At 34.8% G+C, this 18,098-nt stretch carries 24 protein-coding genes, 1 tRNA gene and 1 riboswitch; of the genes, 21 read left to right on the top strand and 4 right to left on the bottom strand.

The window, feature by feature from the left end:
• Positions 1-95: 95 nt before the first annotated feature.
• From dnaJ to rpsU, 4 genes are read left to right on the top strand one after another with little or no spacing between them, the layout of a single operon-like run.
• The gene (dnaJ, locus tag ACCQ42_RS01200) at positions 96-1,217 is read left to right on the top strand and encodes a molecular chaperone DnaJ (protein ID WP_410035111.1); all 1,122 of its coding nucleotides are present in this window, start codon (positions 96-98) and stop codon (positions 1,215-1,217) included.
• Positions 1,214-2,515 (top strand): tRNA (N(6)-L-threonylcarbamoyladenosine(37)-C(2))-methylthiotransferase MtaB, encoded by a 1,302-nt coding sequence (mtaB, locus tag ACCQ42_RS01195; protein WP_410035110.1) that lies wholly within the window; start codon positions 1,214-1,216, stop codon positions 2,513-2,515. The genes dnaJ and mtaB overlap by 4 nt, the downstream gene beginning before the upstream one ends.
• 55 nt (positions 2,516-2,570) lie before the next feature.
• Positions 2,571-2,912, top strand: coding sequence for a histidine triad nucleotide-binding protein (locus ACCQ42_RS01190; protein WP_106460603.1), 342 nt, complete (start codon positions 2,571-2,573; stop codon positions 2,910-2,912).
• A gap of 39 nt (positions 2,913-2,951) precedes the next feature.
• Positions 2,952-3,134, top strand: a complete 183-nt coding sequence (rpsU, locus tag ACCQ42_RS01185) for a 30S ribosomal protein S21 (RefSeq protein WP_015778089.1) — start codon at positions 2,952-2,954, stop codon at positions 3,132-3,134.
• A 277-nt stretch (positions 3,135-3,411) separates the two neighbouring features.
• Here rpsU and rsmI read toward each other — a convergent pair whose 3' ends face one another.
• Positions 3,412-4,230 (bottom strand): 16S rRNA (cytidine(1402)-2'-O)-methyltransferase, encoded by an 819-nt coding sequence (gene rsmI / locus ACCQ42_RS01180; protein ID WP_410035109.1) that lies wholly within the window; start codon positions 4,228-4,230, stop codon positions 3,412-3,414.
• Positions 4,230-4,940, bottom strand: coding sequence for a tRNA1(Val) (adenine(37)-N6)-methyltransferase (locus ACCQ42_RS01175; RefSeq protein WP_410035108.1), 711 nt, complete (start codon positions 4,938-4,940; stop codon positions 4,230-4,232). The genes rsmI and ACCQ42_RS01175 overlap by 1 nt, the downstream gene beginning before the upstream one ends.
• 91 nt (positions 4,941-5,031) lie before the next feature.
• A riboswitch (FMN riboswitch) is annotated at positions 5,032-5,145 on the top strand.
• An 84-nt stretch (positions 5,146-5,229) separates the two neighbouring features.
• Between ACCQ42_RS01175 and ribD the strand changes: the two genes are divergently transcribed.
• From ribD to ACCQ42_RS01150, 5 genes are read left to right on the top strand one after another with little or no spacing between them, the layout of a single operon-like run.
• Entirely contained in the window at positions 5,230-6,306 is a 1,077-nt protein-coding gene (ribD, locus tag ACCQ42_RS01170) for a bifunctional diaminohydroxyphosphoribosylaminopyrimidine deaminase/5-amino-6-(5-phosphoribosylamino)uracil reductase RibD (protein WP_410035107.1), read from the top strand.
• Positions 6,284-6,898, top strand: coding sequence for a riboflavin synthase (locus ACCQ42_RS01165; RefSeq protein ID WP_410035106.1), 615 nt, complete (start codon positions 6,284-6,286; stop codon positions 6,896-6,898). Before ribD ends, ACCQ42_RS01165 begins: the two co-directional genes overlap by 23 nt.
• Position 6,899: 1 nt before the next feature.
• Positions 6,900-8,111: a GTP cyclohydrolase II gene (gene ribA / locus ACCQ42_RS01160; protein ID WP_410035105.1), complete on the top strand. Its 1,212-nt coding sequence runs from the start codon at positions 6,900-6,902 to the stop codon at positions 8,109-8,111.
• Positions 8,104-8,565, top strand: a complete 462-nt coding sequence (ribH, locus tag ACCQ42_RS01155; RefSeq protein WP_410035103.1) for a 6,7-dimethyl-8-ribityllumazine synthase — start codon at positions 8,104-8,106, stop codon at positions 8,563-8,565. The genes ribA and ribH overlap by 8 nt, the downstream gene beginning before the upstream one ends.
• Entirely contained in the window at positions 8,562-9,158 is a 597-nt protein-coding gene (locus ACCQ42_RS01150) for an HAD family hydrolase (protein ID WP_410035102.1), read from the top strand. The genes ribH and ACCQ42_RS01150 overlap by 4 nt, the downstream gene beginning before the upstream one ends.
• Before the next feature lie 79 nt (positions 9,159-9,237).
• Here the strand turns inward: ACCQ42_RS01150 and ACCQ42_RS01145 are convergent, their stop codons facing one another.
• Positions 9,238-10,662: an aldehyde dehydrogenase family protein gene (locus ACCQ42_RS01145; protein WP_410035100.1), complete on the bottom strand. Its 1,425-nt coding sequence runs from the start codon at positions 10,660-10,662 to the stop codon at positions 9,238-9,240.
• 97 nt (positions 10,663-10,759) lie between these two features.
• Here ACCQ42_RS01145 and glmM point away from each other — a divergent pair, with 97 nt between their 5' ends.
• The 11 genes from glmM to ACCQ42_RS01090 all read left to right on the top strand — a co-directional run bounded on the left by glmM (position 10,760) and on the right by ACCQ42_RS01090 (position 17,571).
• Positions 10,760-12,109 (top strand): phosphoglucosamine mutase, encoded by a 1,350-nt coding sequence (gene glmM, locus ACCQ42_RS01140; RefSeq protein WP_410035099.1) that lies wholly within the window; start codon positions 10,760-10,762, stop codon positions 12,107-12,109.
• 40 nt (positions 12,110-12,149) lie between these two features.
• Positions 12,150-12,425 (top strand): aspartate 1-decarboxylase (aspartate alpha-decarboxylase), encoded by a 276-nt coding sequence (locus ACCQ42_RS01135; protein ID WP_410035098.1) that lies wholly within the window; start codon positions 12,150-12,152, stop codon positions 12,423-12,425.
• Positions 12,426-12,505: 80 nt separating this feature from the next.
• Positions 12,506-12,655, top strand: a complete 150-nt coding sequence (gene rpmG, locus ACCQ42_RS01130) for a 50S ribosomal protein L33 (RefSeq protein ID WP_106460592.1) — start codon at positions 12,506-12,508, stop codon at positions 12,653-12,655.
• Between the two features lie 8 nt (positions 12,656-12,663).
• Positions 12,664-12,846: a preprotein translocase subunit SecE gene (secE, locus tag ACCQ42_RS01125; RefSeq protein WP_106460591.1), complete on the top strand. Its 183-nt coding sequence runs from the start codon at positions 12,664-12,666 to the stop codon at positions 12,844-12,846.
• Between the two features lie 7 nt (positions 12,847-12,853).
• Positions 12,854-13,441 carry a transcription termination/antitermination protein NusG gene (gene nusG, locus ACCQ42_RS01120; RefSeq protein ID WP_106460590.1) on the top strand — a complete coding sequence of 196 codons (588 nt, stop codon included), beginning with the start codon at positions 12,854-12,856 and terminating at the stop codon, positions 13,439-13,441.
• A gap of 52 nt (positions 13,442-13,493) precedes the next feature.
• Positions 13,494-13,922 carry a 50S ribosomal protein L11 gene (rplK, locus tag ACCQ42_RS01115; RefSeq protein WP_106460589.1) on the top strand — a complete coding sequence of 143 codons (429 nt, stop codon included), beginning with the start codon at positions 13,494-13,496 and terminating at the stop codon, positions 13,920-13,922.
• A gap of 37 nt (positions 13,923-13,959) precedes the next feature.
• Entirely contained in the window at positions 13,960-14,670 is a 711-nt protein-coding gene (gene rplA / locus ACCQ42_RS01110; protein ID WP_106460588.1) for a 50S ribosomal protein L1, read from the top strand.
• A 194-nt stretch (positions 14,671-14,864) separates the two neighbouring features.
• Positions 14,865-15,413 (top strand): 50S ribosomal protein L10, encoded by a 549-nt coding sequence (rplJ, locus tag ACCQ42_RS01105; protein WP_106460587.1) that lies wholly within the window; start codon positions 14,865-14,867, stop codon positions 15,411-15,413.
• Between the two features lie 29 nt (positions 15,414-15,442).
• Positions 15,443-15,826 (top strand): 50S ribosomal protein L7/L12, encoded by a 384-nt coding sequence (rplL, locus tag ACCQ42_RS01100; RefSeq protein ID WP_106460586.1) that lies wholly within the window; start codon positions 15,443-15,445, stop codon positions 15,824-15,826.
• A gap of 232 nt (positions 15,827-16,058) precedes the next feature.
• Positions 16,059-16,502: a Fur family transcriptional regulator gene (locus ACCQ42_RS01095; RefSeq protein WP_106460585.1), complete on the top strand. Its 444-nt coding sequence runs from the start codon at positions 16,059-16,061 to the stop codon at positions 16,500-16,502.
• A 52-nt stretch (positions 16,503-16,554) separates the two neighbouring features.
• Positions 16,555-17,571 (top strand): YeiH family protein, encoded by a 1,017-nt coding sequence (locus tag ACCQ42_RS01090; protein WP_106460584.1) that lies wholly within the window; start codon positions 16,555-16,557, stop codon positions 17,569-17,571.
• Positions 17,572-17,646: 75 nt separating this feature from the next.
• Here ACCQ42_RS01090 and ACCQ42_RS01085 read toward each other — a convergent pair.
• Positions 17,647-17,722: transfer RNA gene (locus ACCQ42_RS01085), tRNA-Thr, on the bottom strand.
• Between the two features lie 129 nt (positions 17,723-17,851).
• On the opposite strand from ACCQ42_RS01085, the gene ACCQ42_RS01080 reads away from it, so the two are divergent.
• Positions 17,852-18,098: GTP-binding protein (locus ACCQ42_RS01080; protein WP_410035097.1), on the top strand; the 247-nt coding region annotated here is incomplete at its 3' end.

Here is an 18,098-nt window from a genome sequence, read left to right as displayed (position 1 = left end):
CTTTTGAAAGATTTATTATAGCTAGTATAATAAAAACAATTGATAAAAGGGGCTATTTCCTAGAGAAATAGCTTTTTTTATGATTTGGAGGTAAAATGAGAGATCCGTATGAAGTGCTTGGAGTAAGCAAAGACACCAGCACTGCTGATATAAAAAGAGAATATAGAAAACTAGCCAAAAAATATCATCCAGACCTAAATCCTGGAGATGAAGATGCTGAAAGCAAATTTAAGGAAGCAACCCTTTCTTATGAAATCCTATCAGATCCTGAAAAGAAACAACAATACGATATGTATGGGGCAGCTGCCTTTGAAAATGGTGGGGCTGGAGCTGGTGGATTTTCATCAGGTTTTGGTGGCTTCGGTGATATATTTGGCGATTTATTTGGAGATATATTTAGCCAAGGCTATGGGGCAAGCAGGGCCAAAAGACCTGTAAAGGGTGCTGATATCCAGCAAGTAATAAACCTATCCTTCCAAGAAGCTGCCTTTGGTGTTAGCAAGGAAATTCAAGTAAGAAGAGAAGTAGAATGCCATGTATGCCACGGTTCTAAGGCGGAAGAGGGCTCTGAAAAGCACACTTGTCCAGATTGCCATGGCCAAGGAGTGGTAAATCAAGTTTCAAGAACAGCCTTTGGAACCATGTCAAGAACAGTAACTTGTGATAAGTGCCATGGGACTGGTGAAATAATTGATAAACCATGCAAAAATTGCAAGGGCTCTGGTAAGGAATTTAAATCAGAAAAAATTAAAATCGATATACCATCAGGCATAGAAGATCAAAATGTAATAAGGCTAAGTGGCAAGGGTCATATGGGCGAAAATGGCGGTCCTTACGGTGACTTATATGTAATAGTAAGGGTAAGTGACCATGAAATATTTAAAAGAGATGGTCTAGATATCTATTACGAAATGCCAATAAGCTTTCCGACTGCAGCTCTAGGTGGCAAGATAGATGTGGCAACCTTAAAGAAGAGTGTCGAGTTTGAAATACCAGAAGGAACTCAAACAGGTCAAAGATTTACCCTAAGAAACGAAGGAATCAAAGATTTACGTACAGGCAGACAAGGCAATCTCTACTTCTATGTCAAGATTGTAACACCTAAGAAGCTAAATAAAGCTCAAAAAGAAGCCTTAAAAGCCTTTGCTGATGCAAGTGGAAATAAGGTAAAAGAAGAAAAATCATTTTTTGATAAAGTTAAGGATTTTTTTGAATGACAAAAACATTTAATATAATAACCTTAGGATGTAAGGTAAACCAGTATGAATCTGAAGCTATCGAAGAAATCTTTGAAGCAAGAGGATTTGAAAGAAAAGAAGAAAATGCAGATATCTATGTCATAAATACCTGTACAGTTACAAACATGTCTGACAGGAAAAGTCGTCAAATGATATCAAGAGCAAGGAGCGACAATCCTGATGCTATAATAGCTGTAATGGGTTGTTATTCCCAAGTAAAACCTGAAGAAGTAGCCAAAATAGAAGGTGTGGATATAATTCTAGGATCTAGAAATAAGGAAGAAGTAGTGGATCTTTGTGAAGATTTCTTACAAAATAAAGAGGCGACAGATAAGTTAATATCAGTCTCTGAAGAAAAATCTTATGAAGATTTGGCAATTTCTAACCAAATAGGTATGACCAGGGCCTATATGAAAATTCAGGATGGTTGTAATATGTATTGCTCTTACTGCTTGATTCCTTATGCAAGGGGTAATGTGGTAAGCCGTCCTATGGATTCAATAATAAAAGAAGCCGAACGCCTTGGATCAAATGGCTTTAAGGAAATAGTCCTAACAGGAATTCATGTGGCAAGCTACGGCAAAGATTTTAAAGACGGGACATCCCTAATAGATGTAATAGAAAATGTAGCCAAGGTTGATGGGATTAAAAGAATCAGACTTTCATCCATGGAGCCAAGACACATAACAAAAGATTTCCTAGAAAGGATGAAGGCTACGGGAAAGGCTTGTGATCACTTCCACCTATCCCTACAATCTGGATCAGATGATATCCTAAAGGCTATGAATAGAAAATATGACACAAAAACTTTTAAAGAGAAGGTAGACCTAATCAGAGAAGTTTTCCCAAATGCAGGTCTTACAACAGATATCATAGTAGGATTTCCAACAGAAACAGAACAAAATCATAAGGACACTATGGCATTTGTAGATAGAATTAAATTTGCCAAAACCCACCTATTTAAATATTCTCAAAGAGATGGGACAAAGGCAGCCAAAATGGGCGGCCAGGTAAATGGAAATATCAAAAAAGATAGGCTAAAAGATTTAGAAAAAATTGAAGATACAAATAGAAAAGAATTTTTAGACAAACAAATTGGAAAGACTCTTTCAGTCCTATTTGAGTCCAAGTCAGATATAAAAGGCTTCAAATCAGGATATTCAACCAATTACTTAAGGGTAAATGTCAAAGACCCATCTATAAAAGATAATGAAATTTTTGATGTAAAGATCACCGGCATAGAAAATAATGAACTTATTGGTCAAATTATTAAATAAAAAACTTTACTCTTAAATTCAATTATGGTATTATATATACTAATGGGGGTGAAGTATGGATTGTGTATTTTGTAAGATTATAGATGGAGAGATTCCATCAAAGATAATCTATGAAGATGAAGATGTAATTGCATTTGATGACGTAGATCCACAAGCACCTATCCATTTTCTTGTTATACCAAAAAAGCACATTAAATCTTTAGATGAGCTTAGCGAGTCAGACTCTTCCTTGATAGGAAAAATATTTTTAACTATCAAAATGATAGCTCGTGAAAAAGGCATAGCTGAAAATGGCTACAGAGTAGTCCATAACATCGGTGAAGATGGAGGACAAAGTGTAGCTCACATGCATTTTCATGTCCTAGGCGGAAGAAGCCTACAATGGCCACCAGGCTGATTTGAAATCTTAAGTGCGGATACGAGAGGGGGGATAGAGATGACAGAAATCAGAGTTGGAGAAAACGAATCAATTGACAGTGCGATTAAAAGATTCAAAAGACAATGCGCAAGATCCGGTGTACTTTCTGAATATAGAAGAAGAGAACACTACGAAAAACCAAGCGTTATAAGAAAAAAGAAAAATGACGCTGCTAAAAGAAAAAATAGAAAAAACAGATAATAATTTAACCATCCATAACCTGGATGGTTTTTTTATGGAAAAAGAAAGACCTAGACTATATTAAGTGTCTAGGACTTTGTTTTTTTTTATTTAATCTTTTTTACTTACAAAATATATAACAAGAACAAGATAAGCCATGTAAATGATATATGTTATATTATTAGACCATGGAAAGGACGCTTCTGGATGATTTAGAGCAAAAAATATAAGATTATTTCTATTACAAGCATTACCAAGCCTATACTTAAATTCTTTTTTGTTATTTTCATAAGATTTCCTATTTAAAATTAATCACATATTCATATATTTCATTTTTTGAAAAAGAAGATTCTTTTCTAATTATCTTTACGATTTCTTTGGTAGACTTACCCTCTTCAATCATTTGTCTTATTTCTTCATCAAAGTTTGAAATATCCTCAAATTCTTCTTCCTTTTTGCCTTCCAAAATAAGAACGAATTCACCCTTAAAGGTTATCTCTTCTGGGTCTATATCTTTAATAGTATAGGTCTTATATTCTTCAAATTTTTTGGTAAGTTCTCTTGCTATTGTAAGCTTTCTTTCAGGGAAGATTTCCTTGAAGTCTTCGATGGTTTTTGGAAGGTTGTGGACAGAATCAAATATTATTGATGTCTTATCTTCATTTTTTAATTTTTCGTAAAATTCTTTCTTCTCCTTTGTTTTCTTGCCTATAAAACCATAAAAGGAAAAGGCTGACATATCTTGACCAGACCCTATGAGGGCTGTTAGGATTGAGCTTGGGCCAGGTAGGATTGTATAAGAAATATTGTTTTCTTTGCACTTTTTAATTAAGATTTCACCTGGATCTGACATGCCAGGCATGCCCTGGTCGCTTATTACTCCTATTGTCATACCCTCACTTGCTTTTTTTATTAATTCTTCGCCCTTGGTTTGTTCGTTAAATTTGTGGTAAGAAGTTAAGGGCTTATCTATTTCGTAGAAATTTAAGAGTTTTTTAGACTCCCTGGTATCTTCGCAGGCTATTAGGTCCACTTCTTTTAGAGTTTTTATTGCCCTTAGGGTCATATCTTCGAGGTTGCCGATTGGTGTTGGCACAAAGTATATTTGATAATCCATTATTCCTCCTTGTAGGTTCCGTTTATTTTTCTAACTTGGTCGGTATATGATCCGTCCTTATAAATTATAATTGGGTCTTCGATTTTAAGGCCATCTTTAGCATTTTTTACAAATTCTATGAGGATAAATTGGGGCTTAGTATCAAAGGTAGATGATACAAAACGGATTCTTTTTGCCTTAAGATTGCCTGATTTTTGAAAGATTTCTACCATTCTTTCCGGCTTGTGGACCATAAAAAGTTTGCCCTTATCCTTTAAGGTCTTGTTGGAAAATGTAAATATATCATCCAGATTAAGATAGATTTCTTGTCTTGAGATAAGAAATTCCCCCTCCTTATTGCCTATATTGTGGCCTTTCTTATAATAGGGTGGGTTTGTAATGATATAATCTAGAGAGTTTTCCTTAAAATCTATTTTATTTAGGTCATTAGCGATAATTTCGATATTGTCTATGCTATTTAGGTCTAAGTTTTCCTTTAAAATTTCTACCTTTTGCTTTTGAATTTCTACAGCGTAGACCTTATCAAGCTTGTAAAGGTCATTTGCCATCATGGCGAGGATGCCATTTCCTGATCCTATATCTAAAAGGCTCGTTCCTTTTTTCATCTTTGCAAAATCCCCTAAGAGGATTGAATCAATCCCAAAGGAATAGGACCCATCTACATGAATCATTTTTATTTTTGTTCGTGGTATATAATCTAGTTTTCTCATAAGTCTATTATATCAGATTATGATAAAATATAAATTTAAAATAATATTTGACATTAGGAAAACCTTATATTATAATATAGATGTAATTAGAAATAATCTTCAGGGCGGGGCGTAATTCCCCACCGGCAGTTATAGTCTGCGAGCGAAAGCCGAATCGGTGAAATTCCGATACCGACAGTTAGAGTCTGGATGAGAGAAGTTTATATTTTTTTCCTATATTTGTGAAAAATTTTTCTTTTAATTTTAGTCCCTGAAAGGGGACTTTTTTCATTCCCCAAAAGGAGGAAATTTGAATTACGAAGATTTGATGAAAGAGTGCTTCAAACTAGCTAAAAAGGGAGCGGGAAGGGTTCTTACCAATCCCATGGTTGGAGCACTTGTATATAAGGATGGAGAAGTTATAGGCAGGGGCTATCACAAGTCTTTTTATGATGAGCATGCTGAAATTGATTGCTTTAAGAATCTAAAGGAGGATCCGAAGGGTGCTACACTTTTTGTAAACTTAGAGCCATGCTCACATTTTGGCAAACATCCACCTTGTGTTGATGAAGTCATAAGAAGGGGCATAGCTAAGGTTGTTATAGCAAACCTTGATACTAATCCAAAAGTCGATGGGATTAAAAAGCTCAAAGAAGCAGGTATTGAGATTGTTACAGGAGTTTTAGAAGATGAAGGTAAGAAGCTAAATGAGAAGTTCTTCTTTAATATGAAATATAAAAGACCTCTTGTAAGTCTAAAATATGCCATGAGCCTTGACGGGAAAATAGCTACAGAAACTTATGATTCTAAACGGATAAGCGGCGAGAAATCAAGGACCTATGTCCATAAACTTAGGAATGACTATGATGCTATTATTATAGGTAAAAATACCCTCCTAAAGGATAAGGCAAGGCTTAATTGTAGGCTTAAAGATGGGGTGGATCCTATTAGGGTAATAGTTGCTTCTGACTTAGCTTTCGATCCTGACCTTGATATTTTTAACCTAGAATCAGATAAGAAAACTTATATAGGAACCATAGGAGATAAGGAAACTAACCTAAATGCTGATCTTATTTACTGCAAGGAAAAGGACGGTCAGGTTGATTTAAAGGACTTGGTTGCAAAATTATATGAAATGAATGTTTCATCAATCTTAGTTGAAGGAGGATCTATACTTAATTCTTCCTTTTTGGAAGAAGACTTAGTTGATAAAGTATATGAATTTATAGCCCCAATCGTGGTTGCTGGAGAAAATTCTAGATCAGCCTTTATGGGCGAAGGAGCCAAGACTATAAAAGATGCTAAGAAATTTAGAATTGACCATATAGAAAGATTTGATGAAGACATTATGCTAGAGGTGAGAAATGTTTACAGGAATTTCAGTTGAATTAGGAAAGGTAAGCCAGTTTTCCAATAGGTCTGACAATGTAGAGATTAAGATCACTTGCAAGGAAGTCTTAGAAGATTTAAAACTTGGAGACTCTATTATGACTGATGGAGTTTGCTTAACTGTTAAGGAATTTGGTCCTGATTATTACAAGGCAGATCTAATGCAGGAAAGCCTAGATAAGACAAAATTTACTCCTTCAATGCTTGGAAAATATGTCAACCTAGAAAGGGCCCTTCGCTTTGCTGATAGGCTTGATGGTCACATTGTCCAAGGTCACATAGATGGAGTTGGAAAACTTATTTCAATTAATAAAAATGTCTATAGGTTTAAAACAAAAAGAGAAATTTGTAAGTATATAGTTAACAAGGGGTCGGTAGCCATAGATGGCATATCCTTAACTGTATCAAAAGAATCAGCAGATACTTTTGAAGTTTCACTCATTCCTGAAACTATTGCAAATACGAATTTTAAATATAAAAAAATAGGCGATTTGGTAAATATAGAAACAGATATAATCGGAAGATTTGTAGAAAAATTATACAAAAATGAAAATAAGGAGGACTTAAGCTCACTTTTGGGGCTAAATTGATATGGACAGTGTAAAAGAAGTAATAGAAGCATTAAAGAGAAATGAAATCGTAATAGTAACTGATGATGAATCAAGAGAAAATGAGGGAGACTTCATCTGCCCTGGCGAAAATGTGACAGGACAGATGGTAAATATCATGGCAAGCTACGGAAAGGGCCTGATTTGCACACCAATATCAAAGGCAGTAGCAGAAAGCTTAAACCTCCATCCAATGGTTGAAAATAATACAGATAATCATGAGACAGCCTTTACAGTTTCTATCGACCATGTCGATACAACTACTGGAATATCAGCCTTTGAGAGGGCTAAAACAATCAGAGAGCTTGTAAATCCAAAGTCAAAAGCAGAGGACTTTAGAAGACCAGGCCACGTCTTTCCTTTAATAGCCAAGGAAGGAGGAGTCTTGGTAAGGGATGGCCACACAGAGGCAACAGTTGACCTTATGAGGCTAGCAGGCCTTAAAGAAGTAGGCCTTTGCTGTGAAATTATGGCAGAAGATGGCCATATGATGAGGGGGGATGACCTTAAGAAATTAGCTAAAGAACTTGGTATGAAGATGACAACTGTAGAAAAAATCCAAGAATATAGGAGATCTCTTGAGGAGCTAGGACTTAAAAAAACAAATCCAGTGAAACTACCAAGTGATTATGGAAACTTTGTTGCCTATGGTTTCCTCGATGAAAAAACAGGCAAAGAGCACATAGCCATAACTAAGGGTGATATCAAGGCTAAAAATGTCTTAACCAGGATCCACTCAGAATGTTTGACAGGTGATGTGCTAGGGTCAAAAAGGTGTGATTGCGGTAGCCAACTCCACAAGGCTCTCAAGAAAATCGAAGAGAACGGCCAGGGCGTCCTTCTCTACCTCCGTCAAGAAGGCAGGGGCATAGGCTTATTTAATAAGCTTAAGGCCTACGAACTCCAGGAACAAGGCTATGACACTGTCGATGCCAACATAAAGCTCGGATTTCCAGAGGATATGAGGGACTACAAAATAGCAGCAGAAATGCTTAGAAAGCTAGGAGTAGAGTCAATTAGCCTTATGACAAATAATCCTGATAAGATAAATCAAATAGAAAAATATGGGATTAGGGTAGAAAAACGAGAACCTTTAGAAATAAGGTCAAACAATATTGATAGAAATTACCTAAAAATAAAAGCTATAAGAATGGGACATGAATTAAAAGAATTTAAGGAGATAAAAAATGCGTGAATATAGTGCTAATTTAGTTTCAAATAATAAAAAATATGCTATAGTAGTTGCAAGATTTAATAATTTTATAACAGATAGGTTGCTTGAAGGTTGCCTTGATGCCTTGAAAAGACATGAGGTGAAAGATGATGAAATATTTATAGTAAGGGTGCCTGGTGCCTTTGAAATACCTCTTGCTGCTAAGAAACTTGCAAAAAAAGATGATATAGATGCTGTAATTTGCTTGGGAGCTGTTATTAGAGGAGATACACCACACTTTGATTATGTTTGTGCAGAAGTATCTAAGGGAGTGGCAGCTGTTGGCCTTGATAGTGAAAAACCAGTGATATTTGGAGTTGTAACAACAGATAATGTAGACCAAGCAGTCCAAAGGGCAGGAGTTAAGTCAGGCAATAAAGGGGCTGAAGCTGCTATTTCTGCTATAGAAATGGCAAATCTTGTTGACCTTATATGATCTTAGTATTTGACTTTGACGGGACAATTCATAAGACAGAAATAGCCTACAAAAAAGCTATCGAAGAAAGCCTCAGCGATTTAAAATTATCAATAGATGATTTTGACATCAAATCCTTTATTGGGATGGGGCCAAAGGAAGTTTGGGATATAATTTTAAAAGATGATTCTGACAAAACGCCCTATATAAGGAAAAATGGTGATAGGATTATTAAATATATGACAGAAGAAGGACAGCTTTTTGAAGGGGCTCATGAGACTCTTTCCTATTTAAAAGAAAAATATGACCTATATATTTTATCAAAATGTAGGAGGGTCTATATGGATGCTGCCAGGGAAAAATTTGGTTTAGATAGGTATTTTTCAAAATATTTTATAGGGGAAGACTACGATTATTTGGATAAATATAAGATTCTTAGAAAAGAACTGAACGATTCTTATATAATGATAGGAGACCGCAGGGAAGATATGGAAGCAGGCCTTAATAACAAGCAAAAAACAATTTTTGCGACTTACGGCTATGGAAAGACTGTCGAGGCTTGTGGAGCGGATATAAAAATCTCTTCAATATTAGAGTTAAGAGATATTTTATAAAGTATTAAATTAAAAAGCTAGACTTAAGGAATGGCAAGTACATTCAACAAGGCTAGCTTTTTTATAATTTAATTTGGTATTAGGCAGTATGGATTGACTTAGGTTCTAGGTATTCCATGAGTCCGAATTTTCCACCCTCTCTGCCTATTCCTGATTGCTTGCGACCACCAAAAGGTAATTCTGGGCTTCCACCGTTAGAATTTAGGTAGACATCACCTGCTTTTAATTCATAGGCAATTTCAAGAGCTTCTTCTTCATTGCCAAAGACAGCGGAAGATAGTCCGAAGTCTACAGCATTTGCTACTTCTATAGCTTCTTTTTTATCTTTTACCTTGATTACTGAAACAACTGGTCCGAAAATTTCCTTATCATGGATGGCCATACCTGGCTTAACATCGGTAAAGATAACAGGTTTTACATAATAACCAACTTGGCTTTCTTTTGGGACTTCTCCTTTAAGAAGGGTAGCGCCTTCCTTGATTCCTTCTTCTATAAAGCCTTTTACTCTGTTAAATTGTTTTTTACCAGCTAGACTTCCTACGACAGTTTTTTCATCATCAGGATCTCCTACTGGATAATTATCATATTGGGCTATGAATTCTTTTATTACATCATCGTATATATCTTCAGTTATAATTGCTCTTGATAGGCAGGAGCAAGTTTGACCTACATTTAGGTAGACTCTGTTTAAGACTTGCTTTACACCCATCTTAATGTCTGCTCCCTTGATAAAGATAGCTGGAGACTTGCCACCAAGCTCTAGGACTACTTTTTTGGATGTTTCCATGGCGTGTTTGGCTGAAGAAGAACCACCAGCTAGACTTCCTGTATAGGAGACCATGGCTACTTTTGGATGTGAGTTTAAAACATCGCCTACTTCTGCCCCTGAGCCGGTTATTAGGTTAAATACGCCCTTAGGAAGGCCAATCTCATCAAAAGCCTTAGCTACAAAATAAGCTGTAAGTGGTGTATCTGAAGCCGGCTTTTGGACAACTGTACAACCCATAAGTAGGGCTGGTATAACTTTCATTATGATTTGCCCTAGAGGATAATTCCAGGGTGTAAGGCTAGCTACAACTCCAATTGGCTCCATCCTTACATAGCCACCATCCATATCAATTTTGTATTCGATTTTCCTAGCTTGATCGATAAAGACATCTATTCTTCTCATTTGCTTATCAAATTGACCTGGTTTTGCAATTCTTATAGGTACACCTAGCTCATCTTTAATAGTTTCCATTATTTCATCTTGGTGATCTATCATCCAATTTTTAAATTTCTCTATATAAGCAATTCTTTCCTCAAGACTAGTTTTAGAAAAAGTTTTAAAAGCCTCATAAGCAGACTCAACTGCAAGATTAATTTCATTGTTACTTGCCTTTGGGACTTTGGAAATGATTTCGTTAGTTGCTGGATTTTCAACTTCTATCCATTCATTTCTCTCGCTATCAACATATTTTCCGTCTATATATAGTTTTTCATTGTTAAGTTTTTCAAAATTCATACTTTACTCCTTCCTGATTTTTCTACCCAATTTTTTGTAAATTTATCAATAGGGTATAATATAAAAAGTAAAGAAGTTAAATTTTAAGGAGATATAAATGAAATATTTTGGTACAGATGGTTTTAGAGGAGAGGCTAATGAAGGGCTTAATGTTTATCATGCCTTTAAAATCGGAAGATTTATAGGAGATTATTTTTCAAAAAAGAAAAATGGTAATGGTAAAATTCTTATAGGCAAGGATACCAGAAGGTCTTCATATATGTTTGAAGATGCCCTATCAGCTGGTATTACTTCATCAGGATCAAATGCTTATCTTCTCCATGTTACTACAACTCCTTCAGTTTCATATATAACTAGAGTAGAAGATTTTGACTGTGGAATTATGATTACAGCAAGTCATAACCCTTACCATGACAATGGTATAAAGCTTATAAACAAAAATGGTGAGAAAATGGAGGATGACTTCCTAGAAAGTCTTGAAGAATATATAGATGCAGACATAAAATCTATTGAACTTGCTAAGGGTGAAGATATAGGAAGGACTGTTGATTATATAGGCGGTAGGAATAGATATATAGCATATTTAATTCAAACTGTAACTAAATCTTTTGAGGGAATGAGAGTGGGTCTTGATCCAGCAAATGGAGCAGCCTTTACAATTGCAAAACCAGTATATGATGCGCTTGGAGCTGATACCTTTGTAATAAATGATGAACCTAATGGTTTTAATATAAATAACAATGCTGGATCAACTCATATAGACGTCTTAAGGGATTTTGTAGTTAAAAATAAACTTGATATTGGCTTTGCTTATGATGGAGATGCTGATAGATGTATAGCAGTAGATTCTGAAGGAAATATAGTCGATGGGGATGCTATACTTTATATACTTGCAAACTACATGAAAAAAGAAGGCGGTCTAGAATCTAATAAGGTAGTTACAACTGTAATGTCAAATATTGGCCTATATAAAGCCTTTGATAATTTAGGAATTGGCTATGAAAAAACTGATGTAGGTGATAAATTCGTCCACCAAAGAATGTATGAAGAGGACATAGAACTAGGTGGAGAGCAATCAGGACATATAATATTAAAGAAATTTGCCAATACAGGTGACGGAATCCTAACATCTCTTAAAATTATGGAAGCTGTTATAGAATCAAAATCTGATATTAAAACTTTATTAAGAGATTTAAAAATCTACCCACAAGTCTTAATAAATGTAAGGGTTAAGGATAAGGATACAGTTTTAGATAATGCAGGAGTGGCTTCTGTGATTGAAAAAATAACATCTAACCTTGCTGACTCAGGTAGAGTTTTAGTTCGTAAATCTGGAACAGAGCCACTTGTTAGGGTAATGGTTGAGGCAGAAACAGAAGAAGGCGCCCACGAAGCTGCAGAAGAAATTGTAAAAGCTATCAAAGATAATGGATTAAGCCTTGATTAAAGATTTTAAGTCTGGACGAGAAATAGATATTAGAGAGAAGATGTTAATAATAAAAGATAGGGTTTATGCCAAAGAATCCTATATAGCCTTTGATACATCAAATCTTAAGGGCTATCCACCAGTAATGTACTATGACAGGGAGGATGAGTACCTAGGAAGGGTTTATGAAGATGGTCTTTATGAGCTTGATGATATAGAAGATATACTCATTTCTTATTCGGATTATTGCTTTTCAAATCATGATTTAGATGATTTAAGAAAAGTTCTTATCAAAAAGAGAGAAACTTTTTTAAAAAATCTTCTAAAAATCGACTAAAAATATTGACAAAGGTAGACTTAGATGGTAATATAATTCATTGTATGGAAGTATCCGTATAAGTAAATAGGAGGTGTTTTATGAGAACTAAAGTTAAATTAGAATGCACAGAATGCAAAAACAGAAACTATGATACAACTAAAAACAAAACTACTCATAGTGAAAGAATTGAGCTTAAAAAATATTGTCCATTCTGCAAAAAGCACACAGTTCATAAAGAAACAAAGTAGGAGTAACAATGGCTAAGAAAAAAGATTCTTTCTTTAGTGGAGTCATTAAAGAATATAAAAAGATTCAATGGCCTACTTTAAAGACTACAATTGAGTATTCTTTAATAGTAATAGCTATTAGTGCTGTAACAGCAGTATCTATTTGGGTCCTTGATAAGGTCTTCCATTTCCTACTTTCAATTATAATGTAGGTGAATGATGACTGATTCTTTAAATTTTGACGAGAATATAAAGGAAGAAGAAAACAAGACAGAACTTACAGAAGCAGAGAAAAATGCTAAATGGTATGTAGTTCACACCTATACTGGATATGAAAATAGAGTCTCTGATAAGATTCAGATGATGATAGATAATGAACAAAATCCAGATATTATAGATGTAACTGTACCAACTGAAGAATATGTCGAAGTAAAAAATAACGACAAAAAAGTCAAAACTAGAAAGCTATTTCCAGGCTATGTAATGGTCAAGATGAACATAACCAATAAGTCTTGGTATATAATAAGAAATACCCAAGGGGTAACAGGTTTTGTTGGACCAGATGGTGATCCAGTAGCTCTTACACCAGCTGAAGTAAGAAAGTTTGGTGTAAAAGAGAAAGAACCAGTTCTTAATATTAATGTAAATGTAGGTGATAGTGTAAATATTATTGCCGGACCATTTAAGGATTTCGTAGCAAAAATCGATGAAATCGACAAGCAAAAGGGTACTATCAAGGCGTACGTAGATATGTTTGGCCGTGATACATTAATAGATTTAGAATATAGCGATATAGAAGAAATTTAGTACTGTCTAAATAAGTGGGAGGGGGAACCCGAATCACCACAAGGAGGTAAAAATGGCAGAAAAAGATATACAAGCGATAGTAAAATTACAAGTACCAGCAGGAGCAGCTTCTCCTGCACCACCAGTAGGTACCGCACTAGGACCTCACGGAATTAACATCATGGAGTTCGTACAAGCATTTAATGCTAAGACAGCTGACCAAGCAGGAATGATAATACCGGTAGAAATGACTATTTATACGGATAGAACATTTAAATTTATAACAAAAACACCACCAGCACCAGTATTAATCAAGAAAGCAATAAATCTTGCTAAGGGTTCTGGAGAACCAAACAAAAAGAAAGTTGGATCAATCAAGAGAAGCCAACTTGAAGAAATTGCTAAAACAAAGATGGAAGATCTTAACGCTGCAAGCTTAGAAGCTGCAGTAAGTATGATAGCAGGAACAGCAAGAAGTATGGGAGTCACTGTAGAAGATTAGTGGGAGAGATTAACTCGTTTACCACAGGAGGAATTAAATGGCTAAAAGAGGAAAAAAATACTTAGAATCAAAGGCATCTTATGATTCTACAAAAGAATACGAACTAAATGAAGCGATAGAAATAGTAGAAAAAACAGCAAAGGCAAACTTTGACGAAACAGTAGAATTACACTTCAAGCTCGGTGTTGACAGCCGTCACGCTGACCAACAAGTAAGAGGAACTGTAATCCTACCACACGGTACAGGTAAGGTTCAAAGAGTACTTGCATTTGTAAAAGATGATAGAATAGATGAAGCTCTATCAGCTGGAGCAGATTTTGCAGGTAATGAAGAATATGCTGAAAAAATCCAAAAAGATGGTTGGTTAGATTTTGATGTAGTAATAGCTACACCAGATATGATGGCAACAGTAGGTAGACTAGGTAGAGTACTAGGACCTCAAGGCCTAATGCCAAACCCAAAAACAGGTACAGTAACAAATGATGTAGCACAAGCTATCGCTGACATCAAAGCAGGTAAGGTAGAATACAGAACAGACAAAGCTAACCTTATCCACGTACCAACAGGAAAAGTATCATTTGGTGCTGAAAAACTTACTGAAAATATCAGAGCTTTAATTACAGAAGTAGTAAAAGCTAGACCAGCAGCAGCAAAGGGTAAATATATCAGATCAATCACCGTATCATCAACAATGGGTCCTGGTGTTAAACTAAACCCAGCTAAAGCTGCAGAATTAGCTGAAAAATAATTTGCATTTTTAGAAATTGGTGATATAATATAAAAGTCAAATAAACAGGCTACCAAAGACTACGCAGACATAAATGTTTAATAATTGCGTATAGGTGGGAAAATTACACACATCCCCACCGGTATGGGCATCTTTAAGGTGTCTTTATAAGTGGGGTTTTTATATACCTACCATTAGCCTTAGGAGGTGAAAAAGTGAGCGAAAAAGCTATAGCAGCTAAACAGCTAGTAGTTGATGAAATCAAAGGAAAAATCGAAAATGCGAAATCAGTAACATTAGTAGGTTTTGACCGCATGGACGTTAAGGAAATCACAGATCTTCGTAACAAATTCAGAGAAAAAGACACTGAATACAAAGTTTACAAGAATACAATGATGAGATTTGCTTTTGAAGAACTTGGATATACAGAATTAATCGAAGACCTAAAGGGATCAAACGCACTAATCTTCTCAAACACAGAATTAGTTGACGGACCAAAGATAGCAGTTGACTACAGAAAAGAAAACGACGAAAACGCAGACAAGTTAACACTTAAATCAGGTATAGTTGAAGGAAACTACCAAAATAGTGAACAAATGATGGCAATAGCTACATTACCAGGAACAGAAGTACTTCACTCAATGCTTGCAAATGTATTACAAGCACCTATTAGAACTCTTGCTGGAGATCTTAATAACACTATATCTAAACTTGCTATCGCCCTTAATGAAGTGGCAAGCAAAAAAGAAAACGAAGCAGCATAATAACAATATAATTTAAGGAGAATATAAAAATGGCATCAGAAAAAGTAACAAACCTATTAGAAGAAATCAAAAATCTTACAGTTCTTGAACTTTCAGAACTAGTTAAAGCAATCGAAGAAGAATTTGACGTATCTGCACAAGCAGCAGTAGCAGTAGCAGCTCCAGCAGCAGGCGGAGCAGCTGGTGAAGCAGCAGCAGAAAAATCAGAATTTGACGTAGTTCTTAAATCAGCTGGACAATCAAAAATCAACGTAATCAAAGTTGTTAAAGATGTAGCTGGTCTTGGACTAAAAGAAGCTAAAGCACTTGTAGACGGTGCTCCAGGAAACGTACTTGAAGGCGTAGCTAAAGATAAGGCTGAAGAAGTTAAAGCAGCTCTAGAAGAAGCAGGCGCTGAAGTAGAATTAGCTTAATTAAATAATAATTTAAATTTAGTAAAGGCTCCTAGTATTCAACTGGGAGCTTTTAAATTTTTATATAATCACTTAATAGTAAGAATACTTATTCATATACTTATAGGCTTTTATTCAAAAAATTTAAAAATAACCCTTTTTAAACGTAGAGGATTGATTTAGATAATCATTCCCAATGGTTGACAAATAGACATTTTCACGTATATTCTAAAATAGAAAGGTGTGGGAAAATATGCACAAGTATGTAGAGAGTTTAAGAGATGAAGATCCTGATAAACGACTTAATAAACTCAAAAAAATTCTTCAAGACAAAAATATAAGGATATCTCACCAGAGATTATTAATTTTGGATTATTTGATAACCCATCCTATTCACCCAACAGCAGAGATGATTTTTAGTGACTTAGTAACTAAGGATCCTGTAATTAGTCAAGCTACAGTTTACAATAGCTTAAATCTTTTCGTAAAAAATAAACTTGTAAAAGAGCTCGACTTTAATATGTCTTCAAAGAGGTATGAATTTAAAAGGCCTAACCATGGACACTTTATTTGTGAATCTTGCGGCAAAATTCAGGATTTGGAAATATCAGACATGAAAAAACCAGATATGCTAAAAGATTATATAATAGATACCACAGAAGTAATCTATAGGGGTGTATGCCCAGAATGTAAGTGAAAATTTAGCGTTTTTTCAAACGCTTTTTTTTATTAGTAAGAATGGAGGGAAAATGAAAAAAATATTATTATATTTACCAGGCATAGGCTTGGCTTTACTAATTGCTTTTGTTTCGCAATTTTTAGAAAATTTATTGCCAATACACGTAATTGGTGGATCGGTTATAGCATTATTTATAGGAATGTTTTTAAATACAATAATCGATACCGAAAAAGTCCTAAAAGATGGTATAAGATTTACATCAAAAAGGCTTTTAAAATTTGCAATCATTTTATTTGGAGCAAGCCTTAACATAAATATGGTTTTATCTGTAGGTAAGCTATCAATATATGTAATGGTATTTACCTTATTAACATGTTTTGGAGCAGGATATTTTATAGGAAAAGCCTTAGGTCTTAATTGGAAGATGAGTAATCTCATATCAGCAGGCACAGGTATTTGTGGAGGATCTGCAATAGCAGCCATAGCACCTGTTATAGAGGCTGAAGATACGGATATTGCCTATGCAATGAGCGCAACATTTTTATTTGATATGCTAATGATAGTAGTCTTTCCTATAATGGGTAAGGCTCTAGGACTTTCGGATATGGCCTACGGGCTTTGGACAGGAACAGCCGTTAATGATACAAGTTCTGTAGTAGCAGCGGGTTTTGCTTATTCAGATGCTGCAGGAGATTTTGCTACAATGGTAAAACTTACCAGAACCCTATCAATAATACCAGTTGTACTGATATTTAGACTTATACATCATAGGTTGGAAGTTAAAAAACTAGGACATGATTATATAGAAAAGAAATTTTCTGTTAGTTCAATAATTCCTTATTTTATTTTAGGATTTTTAATAATGGTTGGCCTAAACTCAATGGGGCTTATATCTCAAAATTTATCAAATAATCTAAAAACCATATCAAAATTTTTGATGGTGGCAGCTCTTGCTGCAATAGGATTAAATACTAAGTATAGGGATATGAAAAAGGCAGGCATTAATCCAATGATTCACGGTTTTGTTATTTCCTTATTAGTAGTAATAGTTGCTATAGCAGTAATTTATGCCATGGGTCTAGTATAAATAAAAAAACAGACTTATTTTAAAATCTCCATTTATGTGGGGATTAAAAAATAAGTCTGTTTTTTGCAAAAAAAATGGAGCCACTTCCCGGAATTGAACCGAGGACCTCTTCCTTACCATGGAAGCGCTCTACCTACTGAGCTAAAGTGGCACATATTCTATTATACAAGCTATATAAAAAAATGCAAGTAAAACTTAATAAAATAATTATCTATAAAATAATAGAATTTTTATTATAAATATGGTAAAATAAAGAATAAGAGTACATTAGGAGGAATTAATGAGTAAACAAACATTTGAAAGAAGCAAACCACATATTAATATTGGTACAATCGGCCACGTAGACCACGGTAAAACAACAACAACAGCAGCAATCACCCAAGCCTTAAACAAAAAATATGGTACAGGTGAATACATCGATTATGAACACATCGATAAAGCTCCAGAAGAAAGAGAACGTGGAATCACAATCAACACATCAGTAGTAGAATACGAAACTGAAAAAAGACACTACGCACACATCGACG

Source organism: Anaerococcus kampingae (assembly GCF_046365475.1).
Lineage (GTDB): Bacteria > Bacillota > Clostridia > Tissierellales > Peptoniphilaceae > Anaerococcus > Anaerococcus kampingae.
The sequence above is the reverse complement of the archived record's forward strand: the minus strand, read 5'-3'. Positions and strand labels throughout refer to the sequence as shown.

Coding starts and splice junctions, on each gene's coding strand:
- dnaJ (WP_410035111.1), top strand. CDS start 96: ATGAGAGATCCGTATGAAGTGCTTGGAGTAAGCAAAGACACCAGCACT.
- mtaB (WP_410035110.1), top strand. CDS start 1,214: ATGACAAAAACATTTAATATAATAACCTTAGGATGTAAGGTAAACCAG.
- ACCQ42_RS01190 (WP_106460603.1), top strand. CDS start 2,571: ATGGATTGTGTATTTTGTAAGATTATAGATGGAGAGATTCCATCAAAG.
- rpsU (WP_015778089.1), top strand. CDS start 2,952: ATGACAGAAATCAGAGTTGGAGAAAACGAATCAATTGACAGTGCGATT.
- rsmI (WP_410035109.1), bottom strand. CDS start 4,230: ATGGATTATCAAATATACTTTGTGCCAACACCAATCGGCAACCTCGAA.
- ACCQ42_RS01175 (WP_410035108.1), bottom strand. CDS start 4,940: ATGAGAAAACTAGATTATATACCACGAACAAAAATAAAAATGATTCAT.
- ACCQ42_RS01165 (WP_410035106.1), top strand. CDS start 6,284: ATGTTTACAGGAATTTCAGTTGAATTAGGAAAGGTAAGCCAGTTTTCC.
- ribA (WP_410035105.1), top strand. CDS start 6,900: ATGGACAGTGTAAAAGAAGTAATAGAAGCATTAAAGAGAAATGAAATC.
- ribH (WP_410035103.1), top strand. CDS start 8,104: ATGCGTGAATATAGTGCTAATTTAGTTTCAAATAATAAAAAATATGCT.
- ACCQ42_RS01150 (WP_410035102.1), top strand. CDS start 8,562: ATGATCTTAGTATTTGACTTTGACGGGACAATTCATAAGACAGAAATA.
- ACCQ42_RS01145 (WP_410035100.1), bottom strand. CDS start 10,662: ATGAATTTTGAAAAACTTAACAATGAAAAACTATATATAGACGGAAAA.
- glmM (WP_410035099.1), top strand. CDS start 10,760: ATGAAATATTTTGGTACAGATGGTTTTAGAGGAGAGGCTAATGAAGGG.
- ACCQ42_RS01135 (WP_410035098.1), top strand. CDS start 12,150: ATGTTAATAATAAAAGATAGGGTTTATGCCAAAGAATCCTATATAGCC.
- rpmG (WP_106460592.1), top strand. CDS start 12,506: ATGAGAACTAAAGTTAAATTAGAATGCACAGAATGCAAAAACAGAAAC.
- secE (WP_106460591.1), top strand. CDS start 12,664: ATGGCTAAGAAAAAAGATTCTTTCTTTAGTGGAGTCATTAAAGAATAT.
- nusG (WP_106460590.1), top strand. CDS start 12,854: ATGACTGATTCTTTAAATTTTGACGAGAATATAAAGGAAGAAGAAAAC.
- rplK (WP_106460589.1), top strand. CDS start 13,494: ATGGCAGAAAAAGATATACAAGCGATAGTAAAATTACAAGTACCAGCA.
- rplA (WP_106460588.1), top strand. CDS start 13,960: ATGGCTAAAAGAGGAAAAAAATACTTAGAATCAAAGGCATCTTATGAT.
- rplL (WP_106460586.1), top strand. CDS start 15,443: ATGGCATCAGAAAAAGTAACAAACCTATTAGAAGAAATCAAAAATCTT.
- ACCQ42_RS01095 (WP_106460585.1), top strand. CDS start 16,059: ATGCACAAGTATGTAGAGAGTTTAAGAGATGAAGATCCTGATAAACGA.
- ACCQ42_RS01090 (WP_106460584.1), top strand. CDS start 16,555: ATGAAAAAAATATTATTATATTTACCAGGCATAGGCTTGGCTTTACTA.